16 protein-coding genes are annotated in these 19,338 nt (G+C 60.0%); 4 read left to right on the forward strand and 12 right to left on the reverse strand.

The genetic code is table 11. From position 1 onward, the window contains the following. Nucleotides 1-47: 47 nt before the first annotated feature. From BN2154_RS13610 to BN2154_RS13660, 11 genes are all read right to left on the reverse strand, one after another. Nucleotides 48-1,415: an aldehyde dehydrogenase family protein gene (locus BN2154_RS13610; RefSeq protein WP_050619294.1), complete on the reverse strand. Its 1,368-nt coding sequence runs from the start codon at nucleotides 1,413-1,415 to the stop codon at nucleotides 48-50. A gap of 23 nt (nucleotides 1,416-1,438) precedes the next feature. Continuing rightward, on the reverse strand, nucleotides 1,439-3,433 hold the full coding sequence (locus tag BN2154_RS13615) for an oxidoreductase (protein WP_050619295.1): 1,995 nt from the start codon (nucleotides 3,431-3,433) through the stop codon (nucleotides 1,439-1,441). Between the two features lie 15 nt (nucleotides 3,434-3,448). Then, complete coding sequence (locus tag BN2154_RS13620; RefSeq protein ID WP_094762514.1) at nucleotides 3,449-4,240, reverse strand: HpcH/HpaI aldolase family protein; 792 nt, start codon at nucleotides 4,238-4,240, stop codon at nucleotides 3,449-3,451. Further along, on the reverse strand, nucleotides 4,237-4,449 hold the full coding sequence (locus BN2154_RS13625) for a tautomerase family protein (protein WP_050619297.1): 213 nt from the start codon (nucleotides 4,447-4,449) through the stop codon (nucleotides 4,237-4,239). Before BN2154_RS13625 ends, BN2154_RS13620 begins: the two co-directional genes overlap by 4 nt. Next, nucleotides 4,450-4,836 carry a tautomerase family protein gene (locus tag BN2154_RS13630; protein WP_050619298.1) on the reverse strand — a complete coding sequence of 129 codons (387 nt, stop codon included), beginning with the start codon at nucleotides 4,834-4,836 and terminating at the stop codon, nucleotides 4,450-4,452. It abuts the gene before it with no gap. A 31-nt stretch (nucleotides 4,837-4,867) separates the two neighbouring features. Beyond that, entirely contained in the window at nucleotides 4,868-6,025 is a 1,158-nt protein-coding gene (locus BN2154_RS13635) for an amidohydrolase family protein (RefSeq protein WP_050619299.1), read from the reverse strand. A gap of 18 nt (nucleotides 6,026-6,043) precedes the next feature. After that, nucleotides 6,044-6,877: a 2-keto-4-pentenoate hydratase gene (locus BN2154_RS13640; protein WP_050619300.1), complete on the reverse strand. Its 834-nt coding sequence runs from the start codon at nucleotides 6,875-6,877 to the stop codon at nucleotides 6,044-6,046. 25 nt (nucleotides 6,878-6,902) lie between these two features. After that, nucleotides 6,903-7,691, reverse strand: a complete 789-nt coding sequence (locus BN2154_RS13645) for a 2-keto-4-pentenoate hydratase (protein ID WP_050619301.1) — start codon at nucleotides 7,689-7,691, stop codon at nucleotides 6,903-6,905. Nucleotides 7,692-7,722: 31 nt separating this feature from the next. Then, entirely contained in the window at nucleotides 7,723-9,207 is a 1,485-nt protein-coding gene (locus tag BN2154_RS13650; protein WP_050619302.1) for a tripartite tricarboxylate transporter permease, read from the reverse strand. 14 nt (nucleotides 9,208-9,221) lie between these two features. Then, a complete protein-coding gene (locus tag BN2154_RS13655) occupies nucleotides 9,222-9,713 on the reverse strand; it encodes a tripartite tricarboxylate transporter TctB family protein (protein ID WP_050619303.1) in 492 nt (163 codons plus the stop codon). Between the two features lie 108 nt (nucleotides 9,714-9,821). Next, nucleotides 9,822-10,880, reverse strand: coding sequence for a Bug family tripartite tricarboxylate transporter substrate binding protein (locus tag BN2154_RS13660; protein WP_050619304.1), 1,059 nt, complete (start codon nucleotides 10,878-10,880; stop codon nucleotides 9,822-9,824). A gap of 409 nt (nucleotides 10,881-11,289) precedes the next feature. On the opposite strand from BN2154_RS13660, the gene BN2154_RS13665 reads away from it, so the two are divergent. After that, on the forward strand, nucleotides 11,290-12,132 hold the full coding sequence (locus BN2154_RS13665) for an AraC family transcriptional regulator (RefSeq protein ID WP_256303123.1): 843 nt from the start codon (nucleotides 11,290-11,292) through the stop codon (nucleotides 12,130-12,132). 187 nt (nucleotides 12,133-12,319) lie between these two features. On the opposite strand, the gene BN2154_RS13670 is transcribed toward BN2154_RS13665, so the two are convergent. Next, on the reverse strand, nucleotides 12,320-15,145 hold the full coding sequence (locus BN2154_RS13670; RefSeq protein WP_050619306.1) for an S-layer homology domain-containing protein: 2,826 nt from the start codon (nucleotides 15,143-15,145) through the stop codon (nucleotides 12,320-12,322). 475 nt (nucleotides 15,146-15,620) lie between these two features. Between BN2154_RS13670 and BN2154_RS13675 the strand changes: the two genes are divergently transcribed. From BN2154_RS13675 to BN2154_RS13685, 3 genes are read left to right on the forward strand one after another with little or no spacing between them, the layout of a single operon-like run. After that, a complete protein-coding gene (locus tag BN2154_RS13675; protein ID WP_050619307.1) occupies nucleotides 15,621-17,330 on the forward strand; it encodes an efflux RND transporter periplasmic adaptor subunit in 1,710 nt (569 codons plus the stop codon). 11 nt (nucleotides 17,331-17,341) lie between these two features. Beyond that, a complete protein-coding gene (locus BN2154_RS13680; RefSeq protein ID WP_050619308.1) occupies nucleotides 17,342-18,037 on the forward strand; it encodes an ABC transporter ATP-binding protein in 696 nt (231 codons plus the stop codon). Continuing rightward, a complete protein-coding gene (locus tag BN2154_RS13685) occupies nucleotides 18,034-19,332 on the forward strand; it encodes an ABC transporter permease (protein WP_050619309.1) in 1,299 nt (432 codons plus the stop codon). Before BN2154_RS13680 ends, BN2154_RS13685 begins: the two co-directional genes overlap by 4 nt. Nucleotides 19,333-19,338 lie beyond the last annotated feature (6 nt).

Raw genomic sequence — 19,338 nt, forward strand, 5'->3', positions numbered from 1 at the left:
ATAGTACGAGCCGCCCCGCACCTGGGGGCGGCTCATCTTTGGTTCGATTATTCCGCCCAGATCTCCTCGTCGGTGGGGACCGGGTTGTTGGGCATCTGATAGGCGATGCGGCTGATGTTCACCAGGTGATGCCACCACAGGTTCTCGCTGATGCTGTTGTTTCCCCAAGTGCCGCAGCCCAGGGTGGCGGTGGGGTTCAGGCCGCAGTCAAAGCCTCCGCCCAAGCCGCTGGAGCCCACCAGATTGACGCCGATGCGGGATACAGGCAGGCGCACCGCGGCGTACTCCACATGGGCCTTGTTGTTGGAGTGAAGGATGGTGCTGTGGCCGGCGCCCTCATTCTTCAGGTTCCGGACCGCCAGATCCACCGCTCCCTCCCAGGAGTCATAGGGGCAGATGGCCAGCACCGGGCAGAGCTTCTCCTTGGTCAGGTCTTCGTCCCGGCCGCCCTTGGTCACCCGCACCAGCAGGAAGCGGGCCTCCTCCGGCACGGTGAGTCCGGCCAGAGCCGCAATGGCCTGGGGCGTGGAACCCACCACGTCCTTGTTGATGCTTCCGTTGGGGAACATAGCCTTGCGCAGGGCCGCCACGTCCGCATCGCTGCCAATGTAGGCGCCGCCCTGCGCCTGAAGCAGGGCCACCATCGCGTCAAACTTGGCGGAGGGGATATGGACACACTGCTCACACGTACACAGCACGCCGTTATCATAGGTGCGGCTCCTGGCAATCTTTTCTGCTGCCTGCTCCAGGTCCACATCGGTATCCACCAGGGACTGCACGTTGCCGGCGCCTACGCCGAAGGCGGGCTTGCCGCTGGAGTAGGCCGCCTTGACCATGCCGGGGCCGCCGGTGGAGACGCAGGCGTCGCAAAGCTGCATGATGAGGCCGGAGGCCTCCATGGTGGGTTCGGGCACCACCTGAATCAGGTCCTCGGGATAGCCAATTTCCCGCAGCGCCTGCCGCATGAGCTCCACCGTCTTGATGCCGGTCTCCTTGGCACGGGGATGGGGGCAAACGATGATGGCGTTACCGCCCTTTAGGGCGATCATGGCGTTGTGATTGGGGGTCATGGTGGGGTTGGTGGTGGGGGCTACACAGCCGATGACGCCGATGGGCTTGGCCACCTCCACGATGCCGATGTCGTCCAGATAGCGGATGATACCCCGGGACTTCACACCCTTGAGCTTATACCAGACGATCTTGGCCTTGGCCTTGTTCTTGACGATCTTGTCCTCGTATTTGCCCATACGGGTCTCGTCCACGGCCATTCTGGCCAGCATCTCGCCGTTGTCATAGATGATCTTTCCAATGGCCCGTACGGCCTTGTCCACCTGCTTCTGGGAGTAGGTCTCAAATTCCTGCTGGGCTGTCCGGGCCCGGTCGATCAGGCCCTGAATGTATTCCTTGGTATCCATGCTCTGTGCTTCCTTTCCATCGCTTAAAGACTGCGGGCCACCTCATAGGCGTCCCAAATCGCATACATAATGTTGGACACCCGCCGGGCGTCGCCCAGCAGGTAAGCCTCCTCGCCCGCGGCCTGGAGCGCACCATACAGGACGGACTCCGAGCGGTAGCCCACGCTAAGGACGACGGCGCCCGCCGGGATATGGTGCTTTTCTCCGCCGCTGGCGACTACCAGGCCCTGTCCGTCTACGTGGTCGGCCAGGCTACCCGTGTGGACCGAAATGTGGTGGAAGGCAATCAGGTCCTGGAGCATCTGGGTGTTGGCGTAGCACAGCGGCCCGTTCTGCCCCAGGATGGCGGGCAGCCCCTCCACGATGGAGACCTGCTCGCCCCGCAGGGCCAGCATCAGGGCGGTCTCGCAGCCCACCAGGCCGCCGCCCACCACTACATAGGGCCCCTGGGAAGTCACCTCGTTCTGCAGGATTTGGGCGGCAGTGAAGACCGGCACCCCGTCCCCCAGAGAGAAGGTCACCGGCCGGGAACCGGTGGCCACCAGATAGGCGTCGAAGCCTTGTGGCAGCGTCTCGGCGGTGAGGTCGGTCCCGAAGTGGACCGGTACCTTCCGGTCAGATATCTGTTTTTCATACCAGGCGATGAGCTTGCGCTCGTCCTCCTTGAAGTCCGGAGCGCTGGCCGGGTGCAGATTTCCCCCCAGCCGCTGGGTGCGCTCAAAGATCTCCGGCCTATGTCCCCGCAGGGCCAGGACCCGGGCCGCCTCGCACCCTGCAACGCCGCCGCCCAGTACCGCCACCCGCTTGGGGGTGACGGCGGGCGTCAGAGCCATTTCCCGCTCCCGGGCCGCCGCTGGATTGACCGCGCAGCTGATGTGCAGATACTTTTTGAGCCGGCCCATGCACCCCTCTTGGCAGGAGATACAGGGGCGCACATCCTCCCTCCGGCCGCGGTACAGCTTCCGGATGAGTGCGGGGTCGGCCAGCAGGGGCCGGGCCATGGACACCAGGTCGGTCCTGCCCTCCGCTACCGCGGCGGCGGCCTGCTCCGGATCGTCCATCCGCCCGGCGGTCAGCACGGGAATGGAGACATGCCGTTTGAGCTCCTCATTGTAGGTCAGATACATGCCCTTTTCAAAGTACATGGGGGGATGATTCCAATACCAGGAATCATAGCACCCCACATCGGCGTCTAGAGCGTCGTAGCCCGCCTGCTCCAACAGCCCGGCAATCTGAAGCCCCTCGGCCAAATCCCGGCCCATCTCCCGAAAATCCTCGCCGGGCAGGGCCCCACGTCCAAAGTCCTTCATAAAGCTCTTGGTGCTGTAGCGCATGACCACCGGAAACTGGGAGCCGCAGGCAGCTTTGATTTCCTGCACGATCTCCACGGCCATACGGATGCGATTTTCCAGGCTGCCGCCGTACTGGTCGGTGCGCCAGTTACAGCACTCCATGGCAAACTGGTCCAGCAGGTATCCCTCGTGCATGGCGTGGATCTCCACGCCGTCGAAGCCGCACTCCTTAGCGATGGCCGCAGCCCGGCCCATAGCCCGGACAATCTCCTGCACCTCCTCGGTGGAAATAGCCCTGCAGGTGATGGCAGGGTCCCAGCGATAGGGGATGGGCGAGGGGCCAATGGGCAGGTCTCCGGGCGGGATGCGGTTGGTCACCCGGCCAAAGCCCGCCGAGATCTGCAGAAAGATCTTGGCGTCATAGGCGTGCACCCGCTCAGTGAGCTGTTTGGCGGTGCGTTTGAAGAGCACCGGATTCAGGGTGGGGCAGGGCATGGTGCCCGGTCCATGGCGCTCCACGGTATTTTCCGAGTAGCACATGCCCGCGATGATGAGGCCCACGCCCCCCTTGGCCCGCTCCACATAGAAGTCGATGCCGGTCTGGGTAAAGGCCCCCTGGGCATCCGCCAGACCCGCCGGGCCCATGGGGGCCATGACAAAGCGGTTCTTCAGCATGCACGCCCCGATTTGGGCTGGTGTGAATAAAATCTGTAGGTCTTGCTTCATTGTGTCCTCCGTAGCTCAATAGCCGGTCAGCGGGGCGGGCTTCCGGTCCGGCTTCAGCGTGGCCACCAGGTTGCGGCAGACCCCGGCAAAGCTCTGGATGTCCGTCCCCACGATTACCAGGTGCATCCCCAGCTCGGCATAGAACGCCGCCTCACCGGGGTCTTTCGTGAAGATGCCGGCCAGCTTTCCGTGTCGCCGGGCCGCATCCAGCACGGCATCCACCGTGTCCCGGATGGACTCATAACCCACCTGGCCCGGCGCTCCCATGGAGGAGGACAGGTCATAGGGCCCCACAAAGAGCAGGTCGATGCCCTCCGTGGCGGCGATGGCGTCCAGGTTGGGCAGGCAGGCCACGTCCTCGCACTGGACGGCCACCAGGTTGCGCCGGTTGGCCAGGGCGAAGTAATCCGTCAGCGGAGTAAAGCCGTAATCAGAGGCCCGGGTGCTGGCCACACCCCGGCTGCCCTGGGGATAGTAGCGGGCGGCTCTGGCCACCCGGCTGGCCTCCTCGGCGGTGTTGACCCGGGGCACCAGGATGCCGTGGGCTCCGATGTCCAGCATCTTGAGGATGGTATCGCTGCTGCTGTTGGGGACCCGGACGATGGGGACCGTCCCGCGGTACTCCGCCGCCTGGACCAGTTCCCGGTTGTCCAGTACGCCGGTGGGGCCGTGCTCGCTGTCGATAAGGACAAAGTCAAATCCGGCCAGGCCGATGACCTCCGTCAGAACGGAGCTGCCTGAGTTGAGAAACATGCCGTATACCGTCTCGCCCCGCTCCATGCGCTCCCGCAAGTCGTTCTGTCTCATTCCGCCTCACCGTTGAAATCCGGCATGTCCCGGGCGAGTACGCCGCCTGCCATGTAGCGCAGGCGGGGGAGTTCATCAATGGTCACCCGCACCTGGGTAGGCTGGGCCTCAAAATTGCGCATGAGTACCTCGGAGATATCCTTCAGCGTGGCCTCAATCTGCTCGGGGGCCTTGCCGGCAGGCAGTTGAACCGTACACATGATGGGCATTTATTTCACCTTCTTTGAAAAGTCTTTGTGCTTGCCGCCAATGCAGAAGTGGTGGCCCTCCTCGTTGTCCAGGACATAGGCCCGTACGTCCTCCTTGGCGCAGCCCAGGTTCCGGCTGAGGATGGAGGCAATCTGATCCATGAAGGCATCCTTGGCGCCGGCGCTCCGGCCGGGGCCCACCCGGAACAGGACGGTGGGGGCCAGCTTTTCCGCCTGAGCCCCGCCCTGGTAGACCCGCTCAGGGTCGGCCTCCAGTACGGTCACCCGGATCATCCGCTCCAGAGTGTTCTCCAGCAGCTCGGCACCGGCCGCCGTGATCTCCCGCATAGAAGTTTCCAGCGCCCCGTCGTCACAGCCGCGGGGCAGGTACAGCGTAATAAAGGGCATGATCAATCTCTCCTAAGGGCCGCGCAGGCCATTAATAGTCGGTCACGATGGTGTTGTACATGATCTTACCTTTGATGATGGTGGCCTTGGGGATGATGTTGGTCTGTCCCTCGTAGTGCTCGCCAAAGGCGTCGGTAAAATCGTGGGGCCCCTGCTGCAGGTCCAGGATGGTCAGGTTGGCGGGCAGGCCCCGCTTTACGCCCACTTCAACGCCCTTCATAAAGGAGGCGGGGACGCTGGTGGTACGCAGAAGCACATCCTCAAAGCTCATACCGAGGGCCATGCACTCGCCCATATGGACGGTGAGGCGGCTGGTCTGGGGATCATTGCTCAGGGCGGTCAGGTCATCGGTGATCACGTCGGGGAAAAAGCCCTCGGCAAAGGCAGCCTTGGCCACCTCGGAGCTCCAGTTGCGGGAGCCGCGGGCCGAATCGAAGATGACACCACGCCTTTTGGCCTCCCACGCCTCCTTGTAGACGTGTCCGTCCTGATCCAGGATGTTTCCTTTATTATAGGTATGGGTGAAGTTGTCACCGGGATGGAAGTAGTCGATCAGCTCCGGCAGGGGCACGTCGGGGTTGGCCACATGGACGAACATGCGGCAGCCCACCGCGTCGCAGACCTGGCGAGCCTTTTTCATCACGGCGTGGGTAAGCTCGGCGCCGGGGGAGTCGGCGTGACCAATGAACACCTTGATGCCCACCAGTACGTCTCCGTGGACCTCGAAGAGCTCCTGAATCTTCTCCAGATTGACCTCCTGGTCCAGCAGGGCGTAACGGGGGATCTCGCCCTGGGTCTCCGCCATGTTGGACAGGCCCAAGCAGGCGTTGACCATGCAGGGTGCCTCGTCGATGAGATGGCGCTCCCGGTGGAAGGAAGCGGAGGTCTGGCTGCCCATATCAATGCAGGCGGTGATGCCTCGCTTCCACAGCTCGTCAATGGGGTAGGTGAAGCGCAGGCCAGGCAGTACATGGACGTGACCGTCCACCAGGCCTGGGACCACATACATGCCGGAGGCGTCGATGACCTTATGGCCGCAGATCTTGCCGGGAAGGCTGCCCGGCTCGAACACGTCGGCAATACGGGAGGCGTAGATGCCCACGTCCATCTTCTTATTCAGGCCCAGCACCGGGTCCACCACGGTACCGTTTTTGATCAGCAGGTCATAACAATGCACGATAAACGCCATAATGGATGCTCCTCTTTTCTATTCCTTAATTTGAATCTCGACATATCCCAGACCGCCGAAGTCGGCGCGCAGGGCGTCGCCCACCTGGACCGGGGTGGAGGGAGTGATGGCGCCAGAGAGGATGATGTCTCCCTTTTTAAGGCCCTTGCCGCCCTCTTTCCACAGGCCCCGGACCAACTCAGCCACCGCCCGGGCCGGGTGCCCCATCACCGAGGCCCCCGCGCCAAAGCCGGTGTTCTTCCCATTTACCTGCAGGCACATCCCCACGTTGGCCAGGTTCAGCTCCCTGGGACACTTGCGCCCCTCCCCCAGCTTGAAGCGGGCGGAGGAGGTGTTGTCCACCACAGCGTCATAGCGGCTGCCGATCTTGAAGTTGTGGAACCGGCTGTCGATGATCTCAAAGGCCGGTGCCACCCACTCCGCGGCGTTCATAACGTCCGGGGCCGTGACATAGGGGCCGGACAGGTCCTGGCCCATGATAAAGGCCATCTCTGGCTCCACCTTGGGGTGAAGGAGCTGGCTCAGGGACAGGTCCTCGTCGGGCGCCAGAAGCATGTAGTCCATCAGGCGGCCGTAGGTGATCCCGGTGGGCTTGACCGTCAGGCCGCCCTTTTCATAGATGGTGCTGGCCATCTGCTTCTGCTTGGCCAGGCTGGTCCCGCCCAGCTTGTAGCCTACCACCCGGTGCCCCATCTCCTCCATCCTCTGGACCCGCAAGGCCTGGCCCTCATAGGCTTCAGCCTCGGTCAGCTCCGGGTAGGTCTTGCAAAACTGGTCGATGGAGTGGTGGTGATATTCGCCGTCCAGGGAGAGCTCCACCAGTTGGGCGATAATTTTTTTGGATAAGGCCATGTTTTCACGTCACTTTCTCTGTCTGCTACACAAAGCTGCAGCTTACTTCCCCAAAGGGGCCGAAGGTACAGCGCAGGTAATCCCCCGCCTGGACCGCCACCGAGGAGACCGCCGACCCGGAGAGGATGATCTCCCCGGCCTTCAGGGGGTTCCCGAGCTGGGTGAAGCGCTCTGCCAGCCACGCCACGGACTTGGCCGGGTCGTTATACACCGCCGCACCGCAGGAGACCTCCTGCTGCCGGTGGTTGATCTCAAAGATGTAGGGCACCAGGGTCAGGTCCACCTGACCGGGCTTGAGGGGCACATCGCCCAGAATATAGGCGCCGAAGGCGGCGTTGTCCGCGATACTGTCCTGCACCAGGCGCTGGACCTTGTCCCGGAAGATGCGGAAGTCCACCACCTCCATGCAGGCCGCCACGTACTCCGTGGCATCCAGGACCTGCTCCCGGCTGATATGTTCCCCGTCCAGATCGTTTTTGAGCCGGAAGGCCAGCTCGCATTCGATGCGGGGCGCCAGGAAGTCGTCCATGGCTAGGGTCACACCATTGTCGAAGCAGCGCTGATGAAAGGCGTAACCGTAGTCCGGCTCGTAGATGTTTGCGGCCTTCCGCATGGCCTCGCTGGTCAGGCCCACCTTTTTACCCGAAATCGTCCAGCCGCTCCGAACCAGATCCTGCACCATGACCTCCTGGATGGCATATGCCTCGTCATAGGTGATGTCGGGAAAGGTCACGCTGGGCTGGTCAATCTGCTGTTTGGTCCGGCTGCACTCCGCCAGCCGGTGGCCGAAGGTCTCGATTTCTTTTTGATTCACATTGATCTCTGCCTTTCGTGGTTGAACTGTCTCAGGCCTTCTTCTTGTCTCTATGCTTCTGGAGCAGAGCAAAGGCCACGGAGACCACGCTCAGAGCGAGGAACAGCAGAGAGATGGGCCGGGTGAAGAAGACGGACACGTCACCCGCATACACGGCCATGGTCCGCACCAGGTTCTTTTCCGCCAGGGAGCCCAGCACGATACCGATGAGCATGGGGGTGGTGGGGAAGCCGAACTTGGGCATGATGTAACCGATGAGGCCGAAGAGGATGGCGATGAGGATGTCGGTCATGTTATTGCTGCAGGAGTAGGAGCCCACCATGCAGAAGGCCATGACCATGGGGAGCAGGATATAGTAGGGGATTTTGGTGATCTGGGAGAAGCCGCGGATAGCCAGTCTGCCCATATAGAGCATGAGGACTTGGATAATGATAAAGCCTACCAGCACCACATAGGTCATGTCGGCGTGCTTGACAAACAGCTCTGTACCGGGGGTCAGACCCTGGATGGTCAGGGCGCCCATGAGCACGGCTGTAACCGAGTCGCCGGGGATGCCCAGGGTGAGCATGGGGATGAGCGTAGCGCCGGTGACGGCGTTGTTGGCAGTTTCAGAAGCGCACAGGCCCTCTTCCGAGCCGTTGCCGAACTCCTCCGGATGCTTGGAGCCGCGTTTGGCCTCGCCGTAGGACAGGAAGGCGGCAATGGCGGCGCCGGTGCCGGGGCAGGCGCCTACGATGACACCGATGATGGAGGACTTGAGCATGAGCCACTTGAATTTGAGCATATCCTTCCATCCATGGGCCTTGTCCATCTTGACCTGGGGCGGCTGACTCAGGCGCAGGATCTTCTTTTCGGCCTGGCTAAACAGCTCGCTGATGGCGAACAGGCCGATGAGCGCGGGCACCAGGTCCACGCCGCGGACCAGGATATTAGAGCCGAAGGTCAGGCGGTAAACGCCCTGCTGGGGATCGATACCGATGGTGGTGACCAGCAGGCCCAGGGCGGCCATGGTCACACCTTTAAGGATGCTTTTGCCGCTGACGCTGGCAATGATGGTCAGGCCGAATACCGTCAGCATGAAGTAGTCGGGCGCGCCGAATTTCAAGGCCAGGTTGGCGAGCTGAGGGGCAAAGAACAGCAGGCAGACGCCGCTGAACAGTCCGCCCACCACTGAGCCGCGCAGGGCAATGCTGAGGGCCGTGCTGGCCTTGCCCTTGAGGGTCATGGGGTAGCCCTCCAGAACGGTGGCCGAGGCGGCTGCCGTACCGGGGGTCTTGATGAGAATTGCGGAGATGGACCCGGCAAATGTTGCGCCGCAGTAGACGCCGATCAGCATGAGCATGGCGGCCGCCGGGCTCATGCCGAAGGTGACAGGCAATAGCAGGGTGATGCCGATGGTGGCGTTCAGACCGGGCATGGCCCCGAAGGAGAGACCGACGGCCAGGCCGGCCACCATACCCAGGATAGTGGAAAGGTCCAACATGTTAACCAGTGCGTTTCCAAGCAGTCCAAGCATATTCAGCCACCTCCTTAAAATAGAATCTCGGGCAGGCTCACGTGGAGCAGCTCAACAAAGGTAAAATACACGGCCAGGGTAAAGATCACCGGGAAGGCCACCAGGACGATCTTGTTGCGGCAGCCCAGCAGGTAGCTCATGATGCACATGATGACAATGGTAGAGATGATAAAGCCGATGCGGGGCATCAGGATGTACCAGGCCAGCAGAAGCAGGGCCACCAGTACCACGCGGACATAGCTGACTTCTTCCTTCTTCTCCTGGGTAGCGGCGGCCTCGGCGGTCTTGTGGGAGAAGATATGCTCCTTGGCGTCAAACACCAGCAGAAGGGCGCAGCAGACAATTACGCCCAGAACGGAAAACGTGGGGAAGAACCGGGGGCTGATGGTGGCCTTAGCCACCATGTTCTCCGCGATCTGGCTGGGGATGCAGAGGTAAAGGATGATCATCCCCACCAGGAGGATCAGCGTCATTCCATTTCGTTTCAGATAGTCTTTGATGTTCATAGTTTTCTCCTATGTCCGGGTCTGAATCAGACTCCTCAGGATGGAAGTGCGGCCGGCTGGGACCGGCGGCAGTCACCGCGCCCCAGCCGGACCACAGATGGGAGGGAATTACCCGGCGATGAAACCGAGCTGATGCAGCAGTTCATCTGCCACAGGCACCAGCTCTTCCAGGCCGGCGGTGTACGCTTCGGTGTCGCGGTAGTCGGGCTCCAGGCCGATGTTGGCGATGGATTCCAAAACGCCCTCGTCCTGTACCGCCTGGTGGAACGCATCCGACAGGACCTTGACCGCATCTGCGCTCATGCCGGCAGGGCCGTAGAAGCCTACCAGCCCCTTTACCCGGCACTCATAGCCCAGCTCCACGGAGTTGGGGCCAAAGTAGCCGCCGTCGGTCATCCACTGGGGGGTGGTGTCGCCGAAGATCATGATGCAACGGACGTTGCCCGCCTCCACGGCGGACTTGGCACCATGGACCTGCAGAGTGGCGAAGGGCAGCTCGCCGGACATCAGGGCCACAATCTCTTCGGGGTCGCCGTCGTAGGGGACGTTGGTCAGATTCCATGTGCCCTCGGGGTCAGCCTGAGAGGCCCACTCTTCCAGGCACATGTGCTGCATGTTGCCCGTGCCAGAACCGGCGTAGCTCAGGGTGCCGCCCTTCTCGTTGATGAAGGCGATCAGGTCATCCACGTCCTGGATGGGGGAGTCCGCGGCCACATAGATGCCGTGCAGCACGGTGTAGGCGTTGCAGATGGGCTGCATGTCCTCCAGCGTGTAGCTGGTCTCGCCCAGCAGGGGAGTCACACACAGCGGAGTGCTGATGCTGAAACCGATGGTGTAGCCGTCGGTGTTGGCGTTGGCCACCTGGGTGGTGCCGATGGTGGCCGAGCCGCCGGGCACGTTGACCACCTCGATGGGCACGCCAACGATTTGGGACATCTTATCCACTACAATACGGGCAAACAGGTCGGTGCCGCCGCCGGCGGAGAAGGGAACGACGACCTGGATGCTGCTCTTGGGGTAATCGCCGCCGGCGGCGGGGGTCTGGGACCCGGCGGGTTGGCTGGGCTGAGGAGAAGCGGTTTGTCCGCTGCCGGAGGAACTGCATCCGGTCACGGCCATTGCCAGGATCATTGCAAGTGAAATCAGCAGTGCGGCTAACTTTTTCATTTTTTGTCCTCCATATTCAGTTTCCGTTTGCCTTTCCCCGCCTTCGCGCGCCAGTCGGAGAAAGTCGTTTTTGGGGGTCTTACGGAGCTGTACTAGTTGTACCAATTCTCAATTTGAGATTCAATAGTTTTTGTTTCTTCGGGCAATTTCCCCCATCACTTCAGCAAGATTCCATAATTATTATTCCCCTTTGCTTTGGCTATCTTGTTTTATCAAATTGAACCCGCGCAAATAGGTGCTACCAAATCAACCGCGTTTTTTAGGCATTATCCACAGATAAAAATCCACTCTCTCTCTTTTTTCTCCGTTCTCCAGCACAATTTTCCCTTGCAACTTGCCAAAAGATGCGCTATATTAGAGCAATATAAAGGCTTTTAAGGGGGCGGTCACCCTGATCCAGCAAACTTATATTGCACAGCACCGCGCCGAGCAAAACAGCTATCAGCGCACGCTGCACTTTCACGACATCAACGAAATCCTGTTTTCTCTGAACGACGGCTGCTCGTTTTTTCTGGACGATCAGATCTATGACATCCGCCGGGGCGTGCTGGTTCTTATCCCAGAGGGCACCATCCACCGCAAAATCAATCCCTCCAACGTCACGGTGGACACCTACACACTGCACTACCCCCTGGCGCTTTTGGAGGCATACTCTACTCCCCACACCGATCTGACCCAGCTCTACGGCACCCAGGCCATGTGCATCCAACTGCCGGAGAAGGACATTGGAGAAGCCATTGCCCTGTTCGAACGCTGCCTCACCGTGCCGGATGATTCTTTTGGCAGCGATTTGCGGCAAAATCTACATTTTCTGGACATTCTTTTAAAATTTTATCCCCTTCTCTCCGCCGGCCACGGAGGCAACAACGCCCACTCCAATATTTCTCCCCTGGTCTCTGAGCTGATCCGCTACATCAACCAGCACCTGTCGGAGCGCCTGACTCTGGACCGGCTGGCCAACACCTTTTTCGTCAGCAAGTACAACCTATGCCGACAGTTCAAAAGGGAAACCGGCTTCACCATTGTGGAGTACATCAACAGCAGCCGGATTCGCATGGCCTGCACCCTGCTGCGTCAGGAAAAGGCCATCTCGGACATCAGCTCCCGGGTGGGATTTCTGAACAACTCCCATTTTATCCATACCTTTCGCCAGTACACCGGCGTCACCCCCCGAAACTACATCACCCGCTACAAGACCTTTACCGACGTACCCTTCTTCAGCAACTTTGCCCCCCAGGAAAACGGTGCATGACGGCAGGCCACACTACGCATTTACGCATTTATATGCAAAAAATCACGGATTTTTTTATTCAAAAAAATCCGTGATTTTTTGTGGTTTTTTTCAATTTTTTGCGTTTTTAAGTAAAAAAACGCCCCCGGGCCGAAGCCCGGGGGTGAAAACCAAATCTGGGTTTTTACGTCAGTGGATTGCCGATAGCTTACTCAGCAGCCTTCTCTATCGCGTAAGTGAAGGTGTAGCTAACAACGCCCATCTTGGCAGAGACGCCAGTCACCTCGCCACCCTTAACGGTCACATCGATATCGGTGTAACCGAGGTCGGTCAGCTTAGCTACAACGGCATTGGCCTGATCGGTCACGCCAGGCTTCTCTTTGGTATAGGTCAGGGTGATCTTGTCATCCTTAACCGTCACAGTGACGTTATCGGGAGTCGCGGGAGTCTCCTCGGCGGTGTTATCGACCACCATCATGAGAATCTCGTCGTCATCAACCAGCATGTAGGTGATGTAGTCGTCATCCTCGGGGGCGGCGCCCAGAGTGGCGCTGGGGGGATTGGGATCATCCGTGTTGTCGATCAGCACGGTCTTGGACGTCACGGCATACTCCTTGCCGTTCACAACCACGCTGCTGGAGGACACATTGGTAGCCACGCCATTCACGTGGATCAGGTCTTTACCGGCGTCCTTCAGCTTGAGGTAGCCGTCGCTGTCTTTGGTGTAGAGGTAAATCGCACCATCCACAGCATCAGCCGCATCAACGTTGCTGTTATCGGAGACCTTCAGCTCAGTATTAGCCTGGTCCGTACCAGCCAGGAAGCCGCGGACCTCGGTGTAATCGGTGAAGGTTCTGTCCTTCTTGTAGATGAACACGTGATCACTCAGGTCAGTGCTGTCAAATTCCTCGGAAGTGATCGCCACGGCCACCATCTTACCAGCCTTATTATAGGCCGCAAGGGCAATGGCACTATCTTCCTTGTCAACATCGGGAGCGGCGGAGTAGCCGGTGTAGACGTCTACGTCATCAATCTTCTCATCATCCTTCAGGGTGACATAGAAGAATACCGTGTTCTTGTTGGCGAACTTGGTCTGGTTGGCTTCGGTCTTCAGGCCGTCCACAGTGGTCTTGCCCTTCTCGAAGGTAACCTGCTCGCCTTCAGCCATACCACCGGCAGGCTTGGTCAGCTTAATTTCATTGTTGGTGACCTTGTAGGCAAAAATCAAGCCCCGAGCTGCATCCTCGCCAACCGTTTTCTTCTCGGGATTATACGCAGAGTCACCCGGGAGAATATCAATGTCGCTGTCATCATCCAGGTCATAGGTGGCCTTGGTGCCGTCAGACAGGGTGACCTTCACGCGGTCAGTGCCGATGTTGCTGGCAGCCTCGGCACCCCAGACATAAGCGTAGTCATAAGCAGAGGCCTCAGGCTCGCCCACAGCCACGATGTAGCCGTTCACATCCAGATAGAAGGTAGCGTCCTTGTCCAGCTCGCTCTTGGAAGCATAGCCCTTGGCGGGAGTGATGTCGTCGGAGGTGCTCTTGTAGCAGCCCACGGCGGAGACGGTATACTTGGTGCCGTCCACGGTCAGGGAGGTGTTGGTGTAGGCATCCAGAGTGCCAGTCACGCTCTCAGCCTTCTGGACATGCAGCTTGCCGCCGATAAAGGCAGCCAGCACATAGTCGTTCTTGGCCACATCGTCAAAGCCCACCACGTCGTCCTTGTCGTCGACGCTCAGGGTGGCAGCACCGCTGTAGTTCACGGTCAGAGAACCGTCGCTGGAGGTAGATTTCCCGGTGACCTTACCGAACACATAGGTGGTCAGCAGGACGTAGTCCACATCGCCATCGTCGTTGTTGTCGATGAGGATCTTCTGAACGCCGTGGGTGCCGTCGGCCTTGGCGGCATCGCTGGAAAGATCGGTCAGGTCGGCATAGTTGGTGGCAACCTTGGTACCGCTCACGATGTCCAGGCTGTTGTCGTCGGCCACGCTATTGATGGAGTCGTCAGAAGCGTCGGTGACCACCTTGTTGTCATCGGTCACGATCACGGAGCCAAAGACCTTGGCATTAGCAGCGGAAGAGCCGGTCTTGACGTACAGGCGCACGGTACGGCCCAGTTGGTCCAGCCCGGTGGAGACCTTAAAGGTCTGGGTGCCGGTGTACTCGTTCTGGTCCTCGTCCTTGCCGCCATTGGTGATGACAATCTTGGTCTTGCCAGCATCCAGAGCGGAGCCGACGAGCACCTTGTTGTCGTTCTTCTTGCTGGAGTTCAGGTCAGCAACCTCGTTGGCAACCACAACGCCCTCGACCTTCACGGCGCCGAACTTGTCCTCAAGGACAGTCTTGTTGTCGGCGGTCTTGTCGATCTCAGTAACGGAAGTGAAGGTGCCGTCGCCATTGGCGACCATGGTGTACTTGTAGGTGACCTGCTCCACATCCAGAATGTTGTAAACCATCTGAGCGGCGGAGTCACGGGTCAGGCCCTGGGAGGGGTTGATGTCCAGACCGTCGTACAGGCCCACAGCGTTGGCCCGAACATTGGTATTGACTTCCCAGTTGGCGCCGGTGAAGCCCTCGATAGCGGACTGATAGCCAGCGGCGACCAGCAGCATCTTGGCGGCCTGAGAACCGGTGACGGTCTCGTTGGGGCCAAAGGTGCCGTCGCCCTTACCAGCGACGATACCACGGATCGCGCAGTACTCGATGTAGGGGGCAGCCCAGTGACCGACCGTGTCGGTGTAGCTGTACTTGGTGACATTGCCCAGGCTGGGGTCCTTGCCGCCATTCAGGACGACGCAGATCATCTTGGCCATCTCACCACGGGTCACGATGCCCGTAGGATCATAAGTACCGTCGTCCTTGCCGGCGATAACGCCCAGCTCAACCAGGGTGGAGACGGCCTCTTTGTTGACGATCTTGTCCTTATCGGAGAAGTCGTCGTAGTTCGCAGCGGAAGCGCCAACGACCATCATGCCGATCAGCATAACGGAAGCCAGAGCCAGGCTGAGAACCCGCTTGAGGTTTCTCATTTTGGAATTCCTCCTTCAAAATTTTGAGTTTGGAGACGCATAGTTCCCCTTACCTCTGGCAAGACTATACCGCGTCTTGTGTCCACCGTCAACCCCTTTGCCGGTTTTGTAACACAACCGTAAAAATACGCCGCTGCCCTGCCGTGAGGCTATGATAGTTTAGACGCGGCCGCCGCAAAAAGGTTCCCGATTCCCGCTTTTTTCTTTTTTCTGTTGTCTATTATATAAGGTATAGGCCGGAGGCGCGCTTTTGCGTCCCGGCCCTTTTTGCCGTCCGCACCCAGACGGCAAACTTTTTACCGGGGCCTGTAACTTTTTGCCGGTCTGCATCGTCTAAAGGATATATGGTACTCCCTGAAACAATTTCTTAAGCTTATCTTAAGAAATTGTCATCTGTTTGTTGTTGCGCCCCGCAAACCGCGTGATACAATGGATGACATGTAACGTTCACAGGAAACTTAGGAGGAATCCAAACATGGCAGAAATGACACAGCAGAACGCGCCGGTCACGGAAGCCCCCGCTCCGGCGGCTCCCCCCGCCCGTCCCAGCGGCACGTCCAACCAGAAAAAAAAGCAGCGGAAAAAGGTACGGAACACCATCATCGCCCTGGTCGTCCTGGCGGTCCTGGCGGTGGGCGGCTTTTTCCTGTACCGCTTTCTTACGGCAAAGGAAGCCGTGAACAGCCAGATCCAGACCCAGCCCGCCCAGATCTCCTCCATCCAGAGCATGGTCCAGGGCAGCGGCAACGCCAAGGCCAAGGATACCGCCGCCATCACCCTGACCCAGGGCGGCACCGTGCAGGAGGTCTTTGTCACTGCGGGCGACACCGTCACGGAAGGGCAGCCCCTTTACACCATTCGCAGTCAGGCCGCCGAGGACGAGGTGACGGCCGCACAGGAGAAGGTCTCCAACCTGCAAAAGGATATGGCCGACCTCCACAAGGCCCTGAATAACCTGACGGTTCGGGCGCCCTTTGCGGGCAAGCTCATCGAGGTCAGCGAGTTCGAGACGGGCAGCACCGTCTCCTCCGGCGCCTCCGTGGCCACCCTAGTCAACGACAAGAAGCTCAAGCTGTCCCTCTACTTCAGCTATGCCTATGAAAACGATATCTATGTGGGCCAGAGCGTCTCGGTCTCCATCCCGGCCGTTATGGACAGCTTTACCGGCTCGGTGGAACAGGTCAACAAGGTCCACTACATAACCCCCGAGGGGGCCGACCACTTTGAAGTGGTGGTGGCCTTTGACAACCCCGGCACCCTCACCGAGGGCATGACCGCCTCCGCCGCCCTCACCGCCGCCAACGGCACCCCCATCTACCCCTACGAAAACGGCGCCACCAAGTATTACGAGACCCGCAAGATTGTCACTGAGGCCGGCGGCCCCCTGCTCTCCGCCAACCTGCTGTGCTACTCCAACGTGTCCGCCGGTCAGGTGCTGCTGAGCATGGGCTCCGACACCATCGACTCCGACATCCGGGCCAAGCAGAAGGAGATCGACGACGCCATGGAGAAGCTGACCGAGGCTCAGAAGGCCCTGAACAACTTTAACGCCGTGGCTCCCATCGACGGCACCGTCACCACCTGCACCCTCGCCGAGGGCGCCGAGGTCAAGAGCGGCGACACCGTTATCATCATCTCCAACACCACCACCATGCTGGTCAACATCACCGTGGACGACCGGAACATCTCCTTCGTCAAACCTGGCATGACGGTGGACCTGACCGACTGGAACGGCAACGTGTTCACGGGCACCGTGTCCTCCATCAACACCGGCAGCGCTGAGGCCGGACAGGGTATGACCAGCTTCCCGGTCACCCTCACCGTGGACAACTACGACGGCTCCCTGCTGGAGGGCGTGTGGCTGGACTACTCCTTCGTGGCCAGCCAGTCCGACGACTGCATCGTGGTGCCCATGCAGAGCGTGAAGTACGTCAGCGACGAGAACGGCGAGACCGCCTCCGTGGTCTTTATCAAGGCGGACAGCAAGCCTGAAAATACCGTCGCCATCGATATTCCCCCCACGGAGCCTGGCGCTACGCCCCTCTATCCCAGCGAGTCCGAAGGTTTCTACCCCGTGCCCGTCACCACCGGCCTGTCCGACAACTACAACGTGGAGATCAAAGAGGGCCTCACCGGGGATGAGGAAGTCTTTGTCAACTACTATGTCGAGCAGGCCTGGGGCTAAGGGGAACGGCCATGCTCATTGACATCAAGAACATCTACAAGATCTACAACGAGGGCAAGGAGAGCGAGGTCCGGGCCCTGGACGGGGTATCCCTCCAAATTGACCGGGGGGAGTTCGTCTCCATCATCGGCCAGTCCGGCTCGGGCAAGTCCACCCTGATGAACATTCTGGGCTGCCTGGACATCCCCACCTATGGCGACTACCACCTGGACGGCACCGACATCACCGAACTCACCGACAAGCAGCTCGCCCACATCCGAAACAAGCAGATCGGCTTCATCTTCCAGGGCTACAATCTGATCCCCGCCCTCAACGCCCGGGAAAATGTGGAGCTGCCTCTGATCTATCAGGGCTTGGGAATGGATCAGCGCTACGACCGGGCTATGGAGGCCCTGGCGCGGGTGGGCATGGAGGACCGGGCCGATCACCGGCCCGCCGAGATGTCCGGCGGCCAGCAGCAGCGGGTGGCCATCGCCCGGGCCATCGCCACCCACCCCCCCGTCATCATGGCCGATGAGCCCACCGGCGCTCTGGACTCCAAGACCGGCCGACATGTGTTGGAGATCCTGCACACCCTCCATGAAGAGGGCTCCACCGTTATTTTAATCACCCATGACAACGGCATTGCCGCCACCGCAGAGCGTATCGTCCGCCTGTCCGACGGGCACATCGTCTCCGACGGCACCAGAGAGGAGGTCGGATTATGAATCTGGGCCAAGCAGTCAAGATGGCCGCCAAGTCCATCTCCTCCAACAAGGGCCGCTCCGCCCTGACCATGCTGGGCATCATCATCGGCCTGGCCGCCGTCATCATTCTGGTGTCCTACGCCAAGGGCCAGAACATGGCCATGGCCGCCTACTACGAGAGTATGGGCACCAACCAGATCTCGGTCTATGCCTCCACCTGGGGCAACTCGGGCGCGGTGGACGTGGGGCAGGAGCTGTACGACTACTGCCTGAATCTGGATGGTGTGCTGGGCATCTCCCCCAACGGTTCGGTCTGGGACCGCCCCACCATTAAGTATGAGTCCAAGACCCTCAGCCGGGAATCCAGCCGCAGCTATGCCGGCGGAGGCGCTTCGGTGACCAGTTACAACAACAGCGATGACTATCCCCAAATCTATTTGGGCAACGACAAGTTCGGGCTGTGCAGCGGCTATACCATCTCTAAGGGCCGGGACCTGAGCTATCTGGACATCGAGAACCTCAATCAGGTCTGCGTGCTAGGCTCGGCCACGGCGGAGTACCTCTTCTCCTTTGCCAATCCGGTGGATAAGACCATCACCATCAATGGGAGACCCTTCCGGGTGGTGGGCGTCTACCAGAGCAAGGCCGCCGGCAAGGAGCTTGGAGGCGGCGAGGACGCCGCGTGGATGCAGGATTCCATCAACCGTATGGACCGGATGATCCTGCTCCCCTCCACCATGACCCGCTACTTCAACAACAACCAGCCCATCGAGGAATATGTGGTAAAAGCCAAGGACTCCGACTCCGTCAAGAAGGTCACCACCAGCCTCAACGGCTTCCTCTCCGGCCTCATCAACACCAACTACGGCAGCTACGGCGTTTACCCGGTGGATACCTGGGCCAAGGAGTCCACGGAGGCCAACGCCATGCAGCAGCGCTTTCTGGGCGGCATCGCCGCCATCTCCCTGCTGGTGGGCGGCATCGGCATCATGAACATCATGCTGGTCACCGTCACCGAGCGCACCCGGGAGATCGGCATCCGCAAGGCCATCGGCGCCGAGCGGAGGAGCATCATTACCCAATTTCTCATCGAGGCGGCCATGATCTGCGGCATCGGCGGCGTATTCGGCATCATCGTGGGGTATCTGGGGACCATGATCGTGGGCAAGCTGTCCTTTGAGACCATCCTCATCCCCAGCGCAGGCATTACGGTTGGGGCGTTCTTCATTTCCGTGGCCCTGGGTATCCTCTTCGGCATGTATCCCGCCATCAAGGCCTCCGCCCTGCAGCCGGTGGAAGCCCTGCGGGCCGAATAGCGTCGG

Origin of the sequence: Intestinimonas massiliensis (ex Afouda et al. 2020), from assembly GCF_001244995.1 — a bacterium.
Classification (GTDB): Bacteria; Bacillota; Clostridia; order Oscillospirales; family Oscillospiraceae; genus Intestinimonas; species Intestinimonas massiliensis.